Source organism: Marinococcus tarijensis (genome assembly GCF_054971385.1).
This window is the reverse complement of record NZ_JBQOJA010000009.1, coordinates 1-17,673: the sequence shown is the minus strand read 5'-3', so window position 1 is coordinate 17,673 and position 17,673 is coordinate 1. Positions and strand designations below refer to the sequence as shown.

Sequence of the window (17,673 nt, the reverse complement as noted above, 5' to 3'; positions counted from 1 at the left end):
TTATCCGTCCTCTTGCTGAATAAGTTCTAAAAAGAGATTGGTCACCGACGGGTCAGGTACTGCTCCGCCGGACTGCTTTTCATAAAAACGTTCAAACAGCTGATCAATGGGGATATGTTTTTTACTTTCCACAGGTTCAAGCTCCTGACGGGAATACACCGGACGAATCGTCAGAAGGCCGGTATGCTTTGTCCGCAGGGCATGAATGTCTTCCATGGACAGCTGGTTTTCCACGTACACATCCACCTCTACCCATGCATTCCAGTCCCGTTTCTCCTCCACCCACTGCTGCAGCTCCGCGAGTCCGTTTCTTGCTTTCCATATGCTGAGCGGCTTCCCCGCCGTTAAAGGAATCGTAGAAATACGGGGCTCCTTCTGATTGTCATTTGTGTCAATAATCGTCACCGATTTCTGCTGCCCTGCTTCAGAAAAGCTGTAGGCAAGCGGGGAGCCGGAGTACCTGGCCGGACCGCCCGCTCCGCGTACATCCTGGGGCCGGTGCATATGACCCAGAGCCGTATAAACGGCATGCTCCGGCAGGCTGTCGGCGGTTACAGTATACGCCCCGCCCACTTCAATCGGTCGTTCAGAATCACTGGCATCGCTTCCGGCGATAAACAGGTGACTCATCCCCACGATCGTATCTCCCGCCCGGCGGGAGGATGCAAGCCGCTGAAAAATTTCCTGCACTTTTTGATTGTAGGCATCGCGGAGATCTAATTCTGTTGCTTCCTGCATAAATGCCTGCTTCAGCCTCGATTCCGAAGGATACGGAAGCGTCTGCACGTACAGCCGCTCCTCTGAAAACGGGACAATCACCGGGTCGATGCCCGGGTAGCCGCGCAAATGAATGCCGTGCTTTTGCAAAAGCGTCCGCGAGGCCGCCAGCCGTTCCGGATGATCATGATTGCCGGCAATAACGATGACCGGCACCCGGCCGTTATCGCTCATCCTGGCCATGGCTTCATAAAACATTTCCTCAGCAGCGGCTGGCGGATTGACGGAGTCAAACACATCCCCTGCCATCAGAACCGCATCAATATTTTCTTCTTCGATAATCCGGATGATTTCCTCGAGTATTGCCTGTTGTTCATCGAGCCGCGAACGCCCTTCAAGCGTCCGCCCTAAGTGCCAGTCGGCGGTGTGCAGTAAGCGCATAAACTATTGCCTCCTCTTCGTTCTTTTATCGGCCATTCATCGGAATGGTCTGCATGCCGTCGAAGGCAAAAATGTATGCTTCCGGTATAGCCGTTCCCCATATACTCTCCAGGGAGGAGCGGTATAAGTCCAGCTGGGTCTGGTAGCGTTCCCGCAAGAATTCCTGCTGCTGCTTGGGATTTCCCGGGAACCGGGACTGCACCCGGTCCGTTTTATAGTCAATCAGCACCCAGCGGCCGTCCGCTTCCTGTATCACGAGATCTGCAATTCCCTGAAGGAGCTGCCGGTTTTCAAGACCGTCCCCGGTTACTCCTGCCGTAATAGGAACTTCTTTCTGAACTGTTTCGGCTGACAGAACGCGCCGGCCCAATTCGGTTTCGAAAAAAGCCGTGACTGCAGCGGTATCGACGCTTTCCGCCTGGGCGGCAGTAATGTATTCCTCGTCTGTCAGCCTGCGAAGCAGCCGCTGCACCCGTTCTTCGTCCGGGACGCCGGTAAAGGAAAGCTGCTCCATAACGATATGAAGCACGGTTCCCTTTTCGGCCGGACTTACGGCTTCTTCCATCATAAATGACGGCCTTCGTGCATAGGAGGAGGTAAACGTAGTCGCGTGCCGCTGCTCCGCCTGGGGGTCTTCCGAGCGCCGTTTCCATTCGCTCACCGAAATTTTGGCCGCATGCCGGGTATCCTCCTTGTAGGAATAACTCCAATACATGCGGCGCCTGACTTCTTCGTCCCATTCCGTTCCCACCGGCACCTCTTCTTTATTTTTCACCGCCTGCATCCAGTCCTGCGCTGACGTCTCCTCCTGCACCGTGCCGATCTGCAGGTTTGAGGCCGGGACAATATGAACCTTCCAGGAGGAATGATCCGACAGGTTCTTTGAGGTCTGCTGCTCTAACGGGTCGACTTCCGCGTGCTGCAATAAAACGGGCATCAGCCAGTCAAATGCGTGCTGTGCTTCCAGACGGTCGTGCAGCTCAAGAGTGTTGCCGGCCTGGGCGCTTTTCTGCTCCCATTCTTCAAATTTCTTTTCTACCCGCTGCATTGAGCTTACGAGAATCAGTTGTTCCTCTGCCCTTGTAAAAGCGACGTACAGCACACGCAGTTCTTCAGCAAGGCTTTCCGTTTTCATGCGGTGTTTTATCGCCGCATGCGGCAGTGTCGGCCAGCTGATGCGCTGCTTCGGATCGACATATTTCATGCCGATGCCAAGCTCTTTATGAAACAGAAGAGGCTGCCGCTGATCCTGCACGTTAAAGCCCTTCTGCAGTCCGGCAGCATAAACAATCGGAAATTCCAGTCCCTTGCTTTTATGGATGCTCATAAACCTCACCACATCTTCCTGCTCCCCAAGCGCCCGTGCGGTGCCCAGATCTTCCTTTCGGTTTTTCATGCCTTCAATAAAACGAAGGAAGCGGAAGACGCCGCGAAACGACGTCGATTCATACACACGGGCACGGTCATACAGTGCAAGCAGGTTCGCCCGCCGCTGTTTACCTCCGTGCAGCCCGGAACAGAAGTCCAGGTAGCCGGTTTCTTCGAGCAGTGCCCATATAAACTCTGACAGCGGCTCATACTTGGACCGGCTGCGCCAGCCCTCCAGCTGTTCCAGAAACTCCTGGGCCCGGGGCTGCATACTGGAGGTACCGGCAGCGGCCAGTTCCACACACTGATAAAAGGAAGCATTTTTGTCCTCCAGCCGCACTTCTGCGAGCATCTCTTCATCCCAGCCGACAATCGGCGAGCGGAGCACAGAGGCAAGCGGAATGTCCTGCAATGGATTATCGATGATCTGCAGCAGTGAAATCATGATTTGAATTTCAACTGCCTGAAAATATCCGCCGGACACTTCTGCGTATACAGGAATGCCGTATGCCTGCATTTCTTCCATCATTTCATTCACCCATGGCATCGAGCGCATTAAAATCACGTGATCCCGGTACACCGGCCGGCGCTTTTCACCTGTCTTTTGATCGGTCACCCAGCCGTTCTGCATCGAATGGCTGACCGCCTGAGCGATCCACCGGGCCTCTGCCCGGGCGTTGGTCAGCTCCGCTGCCTGCGGGTCATTCTCGGCAGTGTCCTCCTGATCAATTACGGCCACCTCGGTTACCATGTCCCCGATATCCGGATACTGATCGTTACCCCATTTCAGCTCGGCCTCGCTGTCATAGGCAATGCCGCCAAGGTCATTATCCATCAGCTGGCGGAATAAGTAGTTAACGGCATCAAGCACCTGCCTGCGACTGCGGAAGTTTTTATCGAGCATAATTCGTTCGCCGTCATTACTTTCCCCGTACCGCTTGAATTTTTCCAGAAACAGATCCGGCTCTGCCAGACGAAAACGGTAAATGCTCTGTTTGACGTCTCCCACCATAAACAGGTTATCACCGGAGGAAAGCTGGGTAACAATTTTTTCCTGCACAAAGTTGGTATCCTGATATTCGTCCACGAGCACTTCCTGGAAAAACCCGCGATAATGTTCCGACGCTTCTTCAAAAGCCAGAATCTGCAGGCATGTATGCTCCAGGTCGGAAAAGTCCATCATTGCCCGCTTTTGCTTCACCTGGTGGTACCGCTCGCTGAATGTCTGCACGAGCTGACAGAGCTCCCGGACCGACGGATAGAGGGCTGCAATATCGCTTAACGCATCCTCCGGGTTTTCCGCCACCATTTCCTCCTGAAGCTTCTGAATGACCTTTTTAGCTCCGTCCCGGTTGTTTCTTATCTGTTCCCGCCGTTCCGGCGCCGCATCCGCCTCCTTTTTGCTGGCCAGCTTTTTAAAGGTGAACCCGGCAAGCGTCTGCTGCATCTCTTTCCACGTAGTGGCTTCGAGAGCTCTCTGGCACGTATCAAGCTCCTCCTGCAGAAGCCTAAGGTTTGCTTTCGGTCCATCCGGCTGTCCGGCAGCGGCAATCGCATTTTCATACTTGAGGGCAGCGCCGGCAAGAGAAGTCTCTGCCTGCTGCATCATTTCACGCCCCCACGGAAGCTCTTCGATCGACCTGCTTCCGTCTGTACGGTACTGTTCAGCCACCTCCTGCAGCCACTCTGCCGGATCCGCGTGTGCCCGGGAATACTGAAACAGGCGCAGTACTGCTTCACGCAGTGAGTCGTCGCTCCGGTCCTTATTCAGCCGGTCGGCAAGCAGAACAAAATCGTCGTTATTTTCAGCGGCATAGTTTTCCTCGAGCAGCTCCTCAAGCAGCTCCTCCTGAATCATAGCCCCTTCATTCTGGTCCATGATCCGAAACTGCGGGTCCACATCCACCAGGTAATAATACGTCCGGATGACGTTCATACAAAACGAGTGGAGAGTGGAGATCGACGCCCGGTTTAACAGCGCCAGCTGCCTGCGGATATGCAGGTTGGCAGGGTCTGCTTTTAACTTTTCCTCGAGCGCCTTGCCCACCCTTGTTTTCATTTCAGCAGCGGCTGCGTTTGTAAACGTTACGATCAAAAGCCGGTCCACATCCACCGGATCTTCTGCCTGGGTAATTTTTCGGATAACCCGCTCCACGAGCACAGCAGTTTTTCCGCTCCCTGCGGCGGCAGAAACTAAAATATTGGAGCCTTCCGCGTGTATGGCTTCCCACTGGCTCTCCGTCCAGCGGGCGTCTGTCGGTTTTTCAGGAATGGTCCTCAGACTCATCGTTTTCCTCCTCCTGGAACAGTGTCTCCCATTTCATGCCGCCGCTCCGAAAGCTCCGGAATTCGTTGCCCGGAAACCCGCGGTCGAATTGGCATACAGAATGAAATTCACAGTAGTCACATGCTTTCTTTTGTTTCATCTGAAAAGGCTGGATACTCGTATCGCCCCCTCTCAGCTGTTCGCCGATATGGCGGATTTTTTCACGAATATGACCGCGAAGGCGTTCAAACTGTTCTTTTGACACGACCGGTGACTGTTTATTAAACCCTCCGCCTTTATTCAGTCGTGCAGGAACGATGAATGAATCGGAGGCCGTCTCAAGCCGTTCATCCATCATTTTGGCAATGCCGGGGTCATCCGGCAGAATGCCTTTCATGCGGAACTGCTTCATCATCTCCTGTTCAATATCGTCCGGGGACCATGATCTTCCCGCCTGAATAATGGGATTGTGTACGTTGAAATACAGTACGCCGGCCGGATCTGCTTTCGTTCCGAGCCATTCTTCGGAAAAGGAGAGCACAACATCCAAATAGACGAGCATCTGCAGCGCCAGTCCGAAAAACACCTCTTCCGGACGCAGGTCCTTGGCACTGGACTTGTAATCAATCACCCGCAGGAGCACCCCGCCGTCTGACACCGCCTGGTCGACGCGGTCAATTCTTCCCGCTACTTCCATCTGGGTGCCATCAGCCAGTTCAAACAGGAGCGGCGGAATTTCCTCGCTCGGTCCAAAGCCTACTTCAAGTCCGATAGGCGAAAAACGGCTGGATTTCGCCTGCTGGCTCAGAATCATTGAAGCCCGCTGCACGGTTTCTTCAAGCTTTTTCAGTAAATACTGGTGTCTGGAATTGCTTAGAAGAATCTGTCGCTGAATCGCCGGAGCCAGTTCATGTACCGCCTCTTCGGCATAGTCGCGGGCGTTCTGCTCGGAAAGCTCCTCCCATGTCCGCCCGTCCCGGTACACCGCTTTCGTCACATCCTTTAAAGCCGCGTGAAACAGCTGGCCGATATCCGGCGCTTCAAGCTTATACAGCTGCCTCTCCTTTAGCTTTAACCCGTACGAAGCAAACTGCCGGAAGGCACAGGCTTCGTACTGCTCCATCCGCGATACGCTCGTTTTCATTTTCCTTCCGTACAGTTCCCGGGTCGTCTCCCTGGAAAGCGCTACTGCTTCATTACGGTAAAACAGGCTGTTCGTCAGTTTTTCCAACCGGTTGTTTTTAACAAAGACATTGTACACGCTCCACCAAAGCTCAGCCACGTCCTCTCCCTGTTTACAGCGCTCGAGCTCCCCAATCAAAAAGCTCATCGTTTTCATGGAAGCATTTACAAAATACAGCTGCCCCTCTTTACTGTAGGCACCTGGTTCGTTTTGAATCAGCACCGGCGCCTGGTCCGGAAACATGTCGAGCAGCTGCTGGATAACGATTGAAGGCTGCAGCCGCTTCCCTTCCTCATCAGCCATCGGATAGCTGACAATCAGTCTGTCGGAGGGCAGGCTCATCGTGCGGTAAATGAGAAAGTTTTCATTCAGGAGCTTTGCCTCCCCGCTTTCTTCAAGTTCAACACCCTGCTGCTCCAGCCAGGCCCGGTCGGACTCCTGCAGCATGCTGCTTTCTTCGAGGGCGGCCGGAAGTATGCCTTCATTTACGCCGAGCAGGTAGACCACTTTAATACCCAGCAGCCGTGAACGCTCCATATCAGCTGCAGTTACCTGGTCCAGAGAAGGAGGCACAATCGAAAAAGTAGCTTTCGTAAAGCCTGCTTCCATCATCTGCTGAAAGGTCTGCATACCTGCTTTATCATCGCCAGCCACCTCTACCATCTGTTCAAGCAGGTCTACGGTCATGTCCCAGATCTGCTCATGCTCTCTCGCCATTTCCAGGCGGTTATGCCTGAGACAGTCATCGCGCATCACTTCAAGCTTCTCCGGTATCCGGAGTTCTTCCAGAAATGTAAACAACGCACCCGTTTTTTCCCGTACAGTACGGGCTTTTTTCAGCCGTGCCTGCAGGGAGAACAACGGGGCGCTTAACCGCATTCGTGTTTGATGAATATCTCTTTCGATCTCGTGGTTGTCTTTATGCTCCCAGTCATCCTCCACATTGGTGGCATGATACCGGTAGACCCACTGCTCTTCGCTTTTCCAGTCTTTTTCTTTAACGTTTCGCGCGAGCACATAATTTTCCAGAAAATCCACCTGTTTTCTCGCCTCGGTCCAGGACTCATGTACATCAAACAGCATATCTGTTTTGAACGTCCGGAACACCGACTCGTATCTCCACCGTTCTGCAATTGTCTCAAGCGCCGATCGGATAAATTCCACTACCGGGTGATTCAGCACCGGACGCGTTTCATCCACAAACACCGGGACCCGGTAATCCTGAAATACGGTCTCAATAATATGACTATAGTCCCCCGGGTTTCTGGCTACGACGGCAATGTCTTCATACCTGTAATCATGATCCCGGACAAGCGCTGCAATATCACGCGCGCATTCCTCGACTTCTGTCCGGCGGTTGACCGCATTTTTAACCGTAACGGCCTCTCCGCCCGAACTTGTTTTATAGGAACGGTTTTCCATGAACCTCTCTAAATGCTGCAGCGCTTCGTGCTTATTTGCCGCTCCGCCATTAAACCAGTACGGCCTATTCACCGGTACAGCATGGGCTTCTGCCAGTCCGCTCAGCTGGTAATACGTTTTTGCTGTCTGTCTGAACATATCCGGAGCGGGATGTGCCTCTTCCTTGTTCGTTAAATCGTCGAGCGTCAACGCGATCCGCACATCCCGCGAGTACTGAAGCAGCTGCTCAACTACCGACAGCTCCTGCGGGGTGAATCGGTGGAAGCCGTCAATATAAACGACTGCTTCTGCAATGTAAGCAGAAGAAGACACTTTTTCAGTCAGCCAGAACAGCTGCTCCTCGCTTCCAATGTAGTGGTCACCGATGACCTTATCCATCTCTTCCCAAATCAGCAGAAGATCCTGGAGCTTCGCTGTCAGAATGCGGTCAGCCCCATTTGTCCCGCTGTTTTCCAGCTCTTCAACCATACCGTGCATAGCCGCTTTGGACACGTTGTGGGTTTTCCATTCTGTAATTACTTCATCCACCTGGTCAATGAAGCCGTCCGTATAGCTCGACGTTTCATACAGCCGAAAATGCTTGCGCTGTTCACTGATCACTTTGCGAATCAGCATCTGTTTGCCTGTTTTCTGAAGCGCGGTTTTGGCCGCTCCACCTGTTTCCTGAAAAACCTTCCACGCAAGCCGCGGAAAGCTGTAGACCTGGGCTCTTGTCATCCCTTTTTCTGACAGGCGGACAAGCTGCTGTTCTACCTGAAAAGTCATTTGGTCAGGGGTAATAACGATTACCGGCGGTCCATTGGGATCACGGGTGATCATTTCATTAATCTCTTGATGCATGGCGGTGGACTTACCCGTCCCGGAACGCCCGAGATAAAATTGTAGGCTCATGAACATTCTCCTCTGCCGGATTAAAAACCGGATCATATGTTTGGTTTTATTATATCAGATTTTTATTTTTTTTGTTTAATACAGTATGTGAAATTAATTAATTTTACAAAAAAAACGCCCTGCTGCCAGGACGTTTTTCAACTTATTAGGAAACAGCATCTGCTGTTTTTTGTGGTTTGCTGAATCGTTTCACTCCCGCGCAGTTGAGATGTTCGAACGGACCAAATCCATGGAGGAATAGGCGCAATTCTTTTTTCAGCTGCAGGCGTTCATGGACGTACACAGAGATGTCTTCAAACTGGTAACGCGTATACTTGGCAGTTTCAGCAGGTGTGCCTACCTGTACTACTGTATCGACTGGGCCTTTGTCTTTTTTCTGATTCCAAAAATAAAATGGGTCCAGCGTAACTACGCCTCCATCTCTTCTAATACGCGCAGCTGTTTTTCGGTCCATTTTAATATTGCTCATACTATCCCTCCTTGGTATATCGTGTTCTCTCAACGATCACATAAGTGATTATATCAATAGATATAAACGGAACGCAAGCGTTAAACGAAGAAAAAATCATTTATTTTCATTTCAGCTCTGTTTTTACGATAAAATGCCTGAAAATCAGAAATTATGGCGAAATATCAAAAAATATGTGTTTTCTTATCGCTGGGCGGGCACCGGCAGACATCATACCTTCTGCGTTTCTACAAAGAAAAAAGCCCGCCGGAAAGCGGGCCTTTTCATCGTGTATTATCCTTCAAGCAGAAGGTTTTCCGGATCCTCAAGCAGCTGTTTCAGCGTTACGAGAAAACTTACTGCTTCTTTTCCGTCTACGATACGGTGATCGTAGGAAAGAGCCGTATACATCATCGGCCGGTTCTCCATCGTATCCTGGTCAATGGCCACCGGGCGCCACTGGATCGTGTGCATACCGAGTATACCTACCTGCGGAGCGTTCAGAATCGGTGTCGACAGCAGCGAACCGAAAACGCCACCGTTCGTGATTGTGAAGGTACCGCCCTGAAGATCTTTCAGGGTTAATTTATTATCGCGGGCCTTTAAGGAAAGGTCCATAATTTCCTGTTCGATTTCAGCAAACGTTTTGCGGTCGGCGTCCCGGACTACCGGTACGACGAGGCCGTCATCAGTGGAAACAGCCATGCCGATATCGTAGAACTGCTTTTTGATCACTTCTGTAGCCTGAATTTCCGCATTCAGCAGCGGATATTTTTTCAGAGCCGCAATAACACCCTTCGTGAAGAAGGACATAAATCCGAGGCGCACGTCGTGCTGCTCCTGGAACGTATCCTTCCGGCGTTTTCTCAGGTCCATGATTGCTGACATGTCCACTTCGTTAAACGTCGTCAGCATCGCTGTTTCCTGCTGAACTTCCTTCAGCCGGCTCGCGATCGTCTGACGGCGGCGGGACATTTTGACCCGTTCAACCGGCTTGCCTTCGAATTCGTCCTTCTCGCTTTTGGCAGCAGGCTTTTCAGGCTGTTTTTCCTCTTTTTTGCTGCTTCCTTTTACTTCATTATCCACATCTTCTTTGCGGACGCGCCCCTTCGGATCACTCCCGGACACTTCGTTCAGGTCAATGCCCTGTTCACGAGCGTATTTGCGCACAGAAGGAGAAGCAACCGGCCGGTCTGCCGGGGATTCTTCTTTTGATTCTTCTTTCGTGCCTTCTTCCGATTTAGCCGCTGCCGGCTCTTTGGAAGCTTCCTGCTTTTCTTCGCTTTCTTTTTCAGGAGCTGCTTCCTCTGAGCTTTTTTCCTCTGAGCTTCCGCCTCCGGCTTCACCGTTTTCATCCACTACGGCAATTACTTCGCCGACTTCTACATTGTCGCCCTCTTCTTTTAACAGTTCCTGGAGGACACCGGTTTTTTCCGATGGAATTTCCACATTCACTTTATCGGTTTCAAGTTCAGCGATGTTTTCTCCCTGTTCGACTTTATCCCCCGGTTTCTTTAACCATTCTGCGATTGTTCCCTCTGTAACGGATTCGCCTAGTTCTGGTACTTTGATCTCTGCCATGACTGCGTCCTCCTTATTCGTTTCCTTTTAGGGCTTCCTGAATGATGCGGTTCTGTTCTTTTTTATGGATTGTAGGGTCGCCTTCCGCCGGACTTGACCTTCTGCGGCGCCCAATATAATCCACCGATGCTCCTTTTGGTGCCAGGTTATGCAGGAGCGGGTACATGTAATACCATGCGCCCATGTTCTTCGGCTCCTCCTGGACCCACTGGATCGATTTTACGTTTGGATACGCTTCTAAGATGTCACGGATTTCTTCTTCCGGAAACGGATAGAGCTCTTCAATCCGGACGATATGAATATCGCTCGGCACCTCACCGTCGGCCAGTGCTTCATGCAGGTCGATGGTCATTTTTCCAGTACCTACGAGCAGACGTTTTACTTTCTTTTTGTCTTTGCCTGTCAGCGGGTCCTCTACTACGGACTGGAAAGCACCTTCCCCGAAAGCCTCCGGTTCGCTCGCGACGGTCTGATTACGCAGCAGACTTTTTGGTGTCATGAGCACAAGCGGACGCATTTCGTCTTTTCCGAGAAATTCCGCCTGGCGCCGGAGCAGGTGAAAGTATTGCGCTGAACTCGACAGGTAAGCGACATTCCAGTTATTTTCTGCCGAGAGCGTCAGAAAACGTTCGAGTCTTGCACTTGAGTGCTCAGGCCCCTGCCCTTCGTAGCCGTGCGGGAGCAGAAAGACGATGCCGGACTTTTGGCCCCACTTAGCGCGGCCCGCAGAAACAAACTGGTCAAATATTACCTGCGCAGCGTTACCGAAATCGCCAAACTGGGCTTCCCAGAGTGTCAGTGTTTCCGGTGCCTGCACATTATACCCGTATTCAAAACCGACGATCCCGTTTTCGGAAAGCGGGCTGTTGTAGAGTGCAAAGGCAGCATTTGCTTTCGAGAACGTATGCATTGGGGAATAAATATCACCGTTTTTATGGTCATGGAGCACCAGGTGTCTCTGCGCAAACGTACCGCGCTGGGAATCCTGGCCGGTTAAGCGTACCGGCGTGCCATCTGCCAGAATAGTTGCAAAGGCTAACGCTTCGGCGTGGCCCCAGTCCACTTTGCCGCCTTCTTCCATAGCCGGACCACGGCGTTCAAGAATTTTTCTTAATTTCGGAAAGACGTTGAAGTTTTCGGGCCAGGTAATAAGCTCCTGGTTAATTTCTTTCAGTTCGTTTAAGTCATAGCCGGTTTCAACTTTAGGAAGGCGTTTTTCCACTTCTTCCGGTACCGGTCCAAGCTCCGTTTCCGCTTCTTTATCTTCTGCTACTTTGTTGTATTGATCCCGCAGATGATTCAGCGTATCCTCTTTCAGCTGATCCGTTTCGGATTTTTTCCAGAAGCCGATTCGGTCCAGATGATCCGCGTAATGCTCACGAACAGACGGATGCTCACGGATCAGTCCGTATAAGTATGGCTGGGTTGCTGCCGGCTCATCTGTTTCGTTATGGCCATAACGGCGGTAGCCGATCAAATCAATCAAAAAGTCTTTATTGAATTTGTTTCTGTATTCGTAAGCCAGCTGCACGGCCGCGAGACAGGCCTCCGGCTCATCTGCGTTCACGTGAATAACCGGGATTTCGTACCCTTTGGCCGGGTCACTCGAATAGGTGGTGCTTCTTGCCTCGTCCGTGTCGGTTGTAAAACCGAGCTGGTTATTGGCAATCACATGCACGGTGCCGCCCGTCTGATACCCTTTCAGCCGGCTCATATTCAAGGTTTCCGTTACGACACCTTCGCCCGGAAACGCCGCATCGCCGTGCACTAAAATAGCCATGGCCTTAGAGCCGTCCTGCTGCGGAAAGCCCGGTTCGCTGCTGTCATCCTGCGCCGCCCGGGTATAGCCTTCCACGACCGGATTGACGTATTCCAGGTGACTTGGATTGTTGGCCAGGGAAATACGGGATTCAAACGATTCCTGGTTAATATTTTTATCTGCTCCCAGATGATATTTTACGTCTCCCGTCCAGCCGTAGTTAATGCCGACAGAACCTTCCGAAGGTACGAGGTCTTTATTCGGGGAGTGCTGAAATTCAGAGAAAATCAGGTCATAAGGCTTTCCGATAACTTTGGCCAGAACGCTCAAACGCCCACGGTGAGCCATGCCGATCATAATATTTCTTGCCCCGTCCTGCATCGCGCTGTGGGTCAGCTCTTCCATAATAGGAGCAAGAATATCAATTCCTTCTATAGAAAAACGTTTCTGTCCGACAAACGTTTTCTGCAGAAACTGCTCAAAGGCTTCTACTTCCGTAAGGCTTTTCAGCAAAGCTTTGCGTTTATCATCTGACACAGCGCTGTAAATTTCGCCTGACTCCACCTTGCGATTGAGCCAACGGTGCTCTTCCACGTCATGGACGTGGTCGAATTCAAAAGCGATGGTTTTTGTATACATCTGTTTTAAATGCTCGATTGCTTCAAGTCCGTCAGATACTGATTCCGGAGCGTCCGGACAGAGGATTTCCTTTGGGATGGTCCGAAGGTCTTCTTCACTTAATCCGTATTCTTCTATGCGAAGAAATGACGTTTCTCCGTTTGGTTCCTGAAGCGGGTTAATGTCTGCAGAAAGATGACCGTGAATACGGATATTTTCAGCAAGTTTGACTGCATACGCGATCTTTTCCATATTAAGTCCGGCACCGACTGCCTGGTCTTTTTCATCCACAGCAGGAGCGTAGCTGACTGCTGCTTCCCCATTTGAAGACGGCGGTCCGTACTGGTCAAACCAGCTTTTTATCTCCGGATCCACAGCGTCAGGATCTTCCTTGTACACGTCGTATTGTTCCCACATATAGCCCAAATTGGGACCATAAAATTCCTGCCAGGCTTCTTCAGCCCTGGATTGATGCTTACTCATCGAGTGATACCCCCAGCTTATGTGATCAATAAGTTTTCTAAACTATCATATTAGTCGTTTAATATCTATGAAGGTGAACCATTTGGAATGGAGTTTCCACCATCACTTCCCTTCTTCGACTCAACCAATTCTTCGAGAACATGCCTTTTCATAAATCAGACATATTTTAACATGCTTAAAGCAGGTGCTCAAAACCTTACACAGCCAAGTATACGAAAAATATGTATGCTCCCCGCTGCAGGAGGCCAAAAATCCGCCTGATTTCCATTTTCCGGCATCTTTAAAGCGTCATTTCCTATGAAGCGTTCTCACACACCTACATTGTACACTAATTCTTTTCACTTGACAGTCCCTAAACTGAATTATTTGCTTTTCCGGGCGCAGCGGCATATTTCTTTTTCTTAAACATTAATCGCTGTGCTATGATTTATACATAAATTTTCACTTTCACAGGGGGATTTTCATGAAAACACTTATTTTTGATTTAGACGACACCCTGCTCTGGGATAAAAAAAGCATCACTGAAGCGCTGCGGGCCACGGCCTTCGACGCCGAGATACGAACTGGTGTGAACGCACCGCTGCTCATGGAAACCGTGCAGCAGACTGCACCAGAACTGTATAAGAACCTTTCTGTATATGATTTCACTAAAACGATAGGTATTAACGCATTTGAAGGCCTCTGGGGACACTTTGACGATATTGAGCACCGGCGCTTCCAGGAAATGAGCCGGCTCATTTCCTCCTATCAAAAAGAAACATGGACGCGGGCGCTTGCAGCCCACGGCGTCCACCAGCCCGAAACAGGCGAATGGCTTAAAGACCGCTTTATTATGCACCGGCGTCACCTCCCCTACGTATATGCTGATACGTTTGAAGTCCTTCATACACTGAAGGATGACTATCAGCTGCTGATGCTCACCAACGGCTCCCCAAGCCTGCAGCGGCTGAAGCTTTCACTGACCCCGGCTCTCGTGCCTTTTTTCGACCACATTATTATCAGCGGCGAATTCGGGGCCGGAAAACCTGATCCCGCCATTTTTACTCATGCCCTGCGCCTTGCAGGCGCTGCTCCTGAAGATACACTGATGATCGGGGACAATATGAACACTGATATTTCCGGGGCAAAAAAAGCCGGTATCAACAGCGCCTGGATCAACCATGACGGGAGCGTCCCGACTCATGAATTCCGGGCAGAACACGAGCTTACGGCCCTTGGGGATCTTCTGCCTCTGCTCCGCTGAGCATACGCCCACCCATCCCGGTTCACAAAAACGGACGAAGTTTTTTGACGTAGCGCTTCACACGAAACAGCACCTCCCGCTGCAGCGCAGGCCGGGGTATCTGAGAGGCTACTGCTTTTACATCAGGGTAGACTCCGTAAGCATGGTAAGCTACCGGAATGACAGCTTCAAATAAAACGTCGCCTTTTTCACGGTGTATTACTTCCGTTCTCACTTCTGCTATATGCGTCCGGAGTTCGTCTTCCGGCTCTTTTAAATACACGGATTCAACGTCAAAGATATATTGCGGCATAGCCTGGTCGTATCTCCTTTCCCTTGAGACGGATAAAAATGTTCTTTGCAAAAGGCGGCTTTCGTGTTAATTTAGTACAATGTTTGTAGTAATTATACATAAAATTGTATGAATATCGAGGTGAAGAAAATGAGTTCCACTCCATCCACCAGGGCCTCGAGCGCCCTTAAATTTATTATTCCTTCATTGATTGGGATCTTTTTATTTATGGTCCCCATTTCTACTGATGACGGGTTAACCGTTCCGGTGGCTCTTCTTGCCGGATGGCTCGAAGGTCTACTAAGCGGTATACTGCCTGCGATGGGCGTCATTTTTATCGGCATCTCCGTAGCCGGTGCCATTATTGCCCGGTTCCGTCCGTTTTCCTCAGGTATCGCCGTATCATTGTTTCATGTAACCAACGGCTGGCTGCTTATCCGGATTTTAGGCTTTATTTTTGCCTTTTTAACACTTTTTCAAATCGGACCGGGCTGGCTTGTCGGGGACGCCACCGGTGGTCTTCTGCTTTATTCCCTGATTCTTCTCTTAATTACCGTTTTCTTTTTTGCCGGTTATTTTCTGCCGTTTCTGCTTAATTTCGGTCTGCTCGAGTTTTTCGGTTCGATCCTGACGATTTTAATGCGTCCGTTATTTACCCTTCCAGGCCGCTCATCGATTGACGGTCTCGCTTCATGGTTAGGCGACGGCACAATCGGCGTGCTTTTGACAAGCCAGCAGTATGAAAGCGGGCATTACACGCAGCGCGAGGCCGCTGTTATCAGTACGACGTTCTCGGTAGTCAGTATCACATTCACCATCACAATCCTCGGGGAGCTTGACATGCTTGCCTACACGCTGCCGTATTATCTCACCATTGTTGCAGCCGGCGTGGCATGCGCACTCATTATGCCCCGGATCCCTCCGCTGTCGCGGAAGAAGAACGAGTATTACAACCAACAGCCTGCAGAGGAAATCGCGAACGGCCATACAGGTAAAAATCCTGTGTCCTCCGGGTGGGAAAAAGCACTCGAAAAAGCTTCACGCACTCATTGGTCTTCCGTGCTGATCAGCGGTACAAAAAACGTGCTCGATATGTGGATCAGCGTCATCCCTATTGTCATGGGCCTTGGCACCATCGCAGTTGTTATTGCAGAATTTACGCCGTTGTTTGCGTGGCTCGGTGCCCCGTTCGTGCCGCTCCTGCAGCTGATGCAGGTGCCGGAGGCAGTGGCAGCCAGCGAAACAATGCTCATCGGATTTGCGGATATGTTCCTGCCGGCTATTCTTGGTACGGATATTGAAAGCGAAATGACCCGCTTCATTATCGGGGCCCTGTCGGTCAGTCAGCTCATTTACATGTCCGAAGTCGGCGGTCTGCTGCTCGGGAGCAAGCTTCCGGTGCGCTTTATCGACCTTGTACTGATCTTTCTGGAAAGAACCATTATTTCACTTCCAGTCATTGTTTTGATCGCTCATTTTATCTTCTAATAAACCAACAGACGTATAGAAGAAACCGTAAAAAGCCGGCGGAGCCCCGCCGGCTTTCTTTATGCTTCAGTACGCTGTTTTCCGTACCAGTCATCGAGCACCTTTGCATCGAGTATTTTGCTTTCAATAAACTCCTGCTGCTTCGTTTTGAATTCTTTCTGCCAGTCGATATTTAGTTCCTCTGCGATCTCCACCATGGTAAGCAGCTCCTGCCAGGCTACATACCGTTTATACCAGAAAAACTGCGGCTGTTCATTCATATACGGATACAAATCATCAAAAGCGGTGTGTTTACAGTCGATGGTGCGCTCAAATTGAGTTTTGGCTTCCTGCAATTTGCCGGCAAAAAACGTGCTGAGATTCGTTTCGTTTTGACTCATCAGCTCTCCATCCCTTCTGTATATTTACCTACATTCTGCCACATAAACGCCTAATCGAAAAGAATTATGTTCTCACCGGGTTTTCAAAGCAATAAAAAACGCTGCAGCTCTGCAGCGTTTTGTTCGTCTATTAACCAATCCGGTCAAGCCGGCGCTCCATCCGCTCAAGCTGATGGTCTCCTGCTCTCTTTTTATTGGAAGATTTAATTACTTTCTTCAGCTTTTTCTTCGTTGTCCCTGCCGGAAGAAGGCCCTCGCTGATCAGAAACTTATAAAAGAAGTCGAGTCGCCCGGTTTCCAGCTGATAAGCACGCGGCACCTGCTGCAGATACGAAGTGACCGCATCTGATAAGGAAGCGTTGTGAGCATCCAATTCGCTGTAACGTTCTTTATACATGCGGTAATTGTTTTCACTGAGGCGATTCATAAGCGTCAGCAGAAAACGTTCCTCATTTCCCTGAAGCTGAAAGCCTTTCTTTTCAATCAAACGAAGAAATACCGCAAGATCCGTGTTGTAAAAGTCGAGCGCAAGCTTCATTTCGCTTGTGACAGAAAGCGTCAGCGAATACTTTCCCTGCGCGCGGGCAAGCAGACGGTTGTATAGCGCCCGATTCACACGGTCGTTTAAAAGAAATGACGGATGGATCGTATACAAATATTTTTCAATATCTTTATTGAGAAGTTCATCAGTCCAATCATCATTTTCACGTCTCTGCCTCATCTGTACCTGCAGATCCGTATTATAATCCTGAATCCGTTCTTCTGTTTGCCGGGCAAGCTGGTCCCGCTTGTCCATCCATTTTTGCTTCATTGCTTTTAGCATATGACAGCCTCCCTTCCTTATCCTCTCTCTTATAGGCTGATTTATCCAACCCTCTCTTTATTTCCTAGAGCAGTGTATCACATCACAACTTAAAATAAAATAGAGCATTTAAAAGTTTTTTCGTATGAATTTAAACCTTTACGCTACTGAGTGCTTTTATTGGACTCACAGAAGGATATATCATATTACAGAGGCATTCACTTCTTTTTTATAACTTAGATTGTCAATTTAAGCGCAACACTTCTTTTTGAAACACATCGTCCGTGGTCTTCCCATGTAAACATTTTCTGG

11 protein-coding genes are annotated in these 17,673 nt (G+C 50.3%); 2 read left to right on the top strand and 9 right to left on the bottom strand.

The features are described 5' to 3' along the window. The 6 genes from ACTTK7_RS07000 to ACTTK7_RS06975 form a co-directional block, all read right to left on the bottom strand. A complete protein-coding gene (locus tag ACTTK7_RS07000; protein ID WP_462866922.1) occupies positions 1–1,158 on the bottom strand; it encodes a metallophosphoesterase family protein in 1,158 nt (385 codons plus the stop codon). A 25-nt stretch (positions 1,159–1,183) separates the two neighbouring features. Then, positions 1,184–4,813: a helicase-exonuclease AddAB subunit AddA gene (gene addA, locus ACTTK7_RS06995; protein WP_462866920.1), complete on the bottom strand. Its 3,630-nt coding sequence runs from the start codon at positions 4,811–4,813 to the stop codon at positions 1,184–1,186. After that, a complete protein-coding gene (addB, locus tag ACTTK7_RS06990; RefSeq protein ID WP_462866918.1) occupies positions 4,791–8,288 on the bottom strand; it encodes a helicase-exonuclease AddAB subunit AddB in 3,498 nt (1,165 codons plus the stop codon). The genes addA and addB overlap by 23 nt, the downstream gene beginning before the upstream one ends. 145 nt (positions 8,289–8,433) lie before the next feature. After that, entirely contained in the window at positions 8,434–8,757 is a 324-nt protein-coding gene (locus ACTTK7_RS06985) for a hypothetical protein (RefSeq protein ID WP_462866916.1), read from the bottom strand. A 273-nt stretch (positions 8,758–9,030) separates the two neighbouring features. After that, on the bottom strand, positions 9,031–10,317 hold the full coding sequence (odhB, locus tag ACTTK7_RS06980) for a 2-oxoglutarate dehydrogenase complex dihydrolipoyllysine-residue succinyltransferase (RefSeq protein ID WP_462866914.1): 1,287 nt from the start codon (positions 10,315–10,317) through the stop codon (positions 9,031–9,033). Positions 10,318–10,330: 13 nt separating this feature from the next. Further along, the gene (locus ACTTK7_RS06975) at positions 10,331–13,177 is read right to left on the bottom strand and encodes a 2-oxoglutarate dehydrogenase E1 component (RefSeq protein WP_462866912.1); all 2,847 of its coding nucleotides are present in this window, start codon (positions 13,175–13,177) and stop codon (positions 10,331–10,333) included. Between the two features lie 463 nt (positions 13,178–13,640). Here ACTTK7_RS06975 and ACTTK7_RS06970 point away from each other — a divergent pair, with 463 nt between their 5' ends. Beyond that, positions 13,641–14,420: an HAD family hydrolase gene (locus tag ACTTK7_RS06970; protein ID WP_462866910.1), complete on the top strand. Its 780-nt coding sequence runs from the start codon at positions 13,641–13,643 to the stop codon at positions 14,418–14,420. Positions 14,421–14,442: 22 nt separating this feature from the next. On the opposite strand, the gene ACTTK7_RS06965 is transcribed toward ACTTK7_RS06970, so the two are convergent. Beyond that, complete coding sequence (locus ACTTK7_RS06965; protein WP_462866908.1) at positions 14,443–14,712, bottom strand: hypothetical protein; 270 nt, start codon at positions 14,710–14,712, stop codon at positions 14,443–14,445. Positions 14,713–14,841: 129 nt separating this feature from the next. Between ACTTK7_RS06965 and ACTTK7_RS06960 the strand changes: the two genes are divergently transcribed. Next, entirely contained in the window at positions 14,842–16,179 is a 1,338-nt protein-coding gene (locus ACTTK7_RS06960; protein ID WP_462866906.1) for a YjiH family protein, read from the top strand. Between the two features lie 59 nt (positions 16,180–16,238). On the opposite strand, the gene ACTTK7_RS06955 is transcribed toward ACTTK7_RS06960, so the two are convergent. Continuing rightward, complete coding sequence (locus ACTTK7_RS06955) at positions 16,239–16,559, bottom strand: hypothetical protein (RefSeq protein WP_462866904.1); 321 nt, start codon at positions 16,557–16,559, stop codon at positions 16,239–16,241. Between the two features lie 130 nt (positions 16,560–16,689). Continuing rightward, positions 16,690–17,382 (bottom strand): hypothetical protein, encoded by a 693-nt coding sequence (locus ACTTK7_RS06950; protein WP_462866902.1) that lies wholly within the window; start codon positions 17,380–17,382, stop codon positions 16,690–16,692. Positions 17,383–17,673: the final 291 nt, after the last annotated feature.

Excerpts from the sequence above, each read along its gene's own strand:
- addB (WP_462866918.1), bottom strand. The coding sequence starts at position 8,288 with ATGAGCCTACAATTTTATCTCGGGCGTTCCGGGACGGGTAAGTCCACC.
- ACTTK7_RS06970 (WP_462866910.1), top strand. The coding sequence starts at position 13,641 with ATGAAAACACTTATTTTTGATTTAGACGACACCCTGCTCTGGGATAAA.
- ACTTK7_RS06960 (WP_462866906.1), top strand. The coding sequence starts at position 14,842 with ATGAGTTCCACTCCATCCACCAGGGCCTCGAGCGCCCTTAAATTTATT.
- ACTTK7_RS06950 (WP_462866902.1), bottom strand. The coding sequence starts at position 17,382 with ATGCTAAAAGCAATGAAGCAAAAATGGATGGACAAGCGGGACCAGCTT.
- ACTTK7_RS06955 (WP_462866904.1), bottom strand. The coding sequence starts at position 16,559 with ATGAGTCAAAACGAAACGAATCTCAGCACGTTTTTTGCCGGCAAATTG.
- odhB (WP_462866914.1), bottom strand. The coding sequence starts at position 10,317 with ATGGCAGAGATCAAAGTACCAGAACTAGGCGAATCCGTTACAGAGGGA.
- ACTTK7_RS06975 (WP_462866912.1), bottom strand. The coding sequence starts at position 13,177 with ATGAGTAAGCATCAATCCAGGGCTGAAGAAGCCTGGCAGGAATTTTAT.
- ACTTK7_RS07000 (WP_462866922.1), bottom strand. The coding sequence starts at position 1,158 with ATGCGCTTACTGCACACCGCCGACTGGCACTTAGGGCGGACGCTTGAA.
- addA (WP_462866920.1), bottom strand. The coding sequence starts at position 4,813 with ATGAGTCTGAGGACCATTCCTGAAAAACCGACAGACGCCCGCTGGACG.
- ACTTK7_RS06965 (WP_462866908.1), bottom strand. The coding sequence starts at position 14,712 with ATGCCGCAATATATCTTTGACGTTGAATCCGTGTATTTAAAAGAGCCG.
- ACTTK7_RS06985 (WP_462866916.1), bottom strand. The coding sequence starts at position 8,757 with ATGAGCAATATTAAAATGGACCGAAAAACAGCTGCGCGTATTAGAAGA.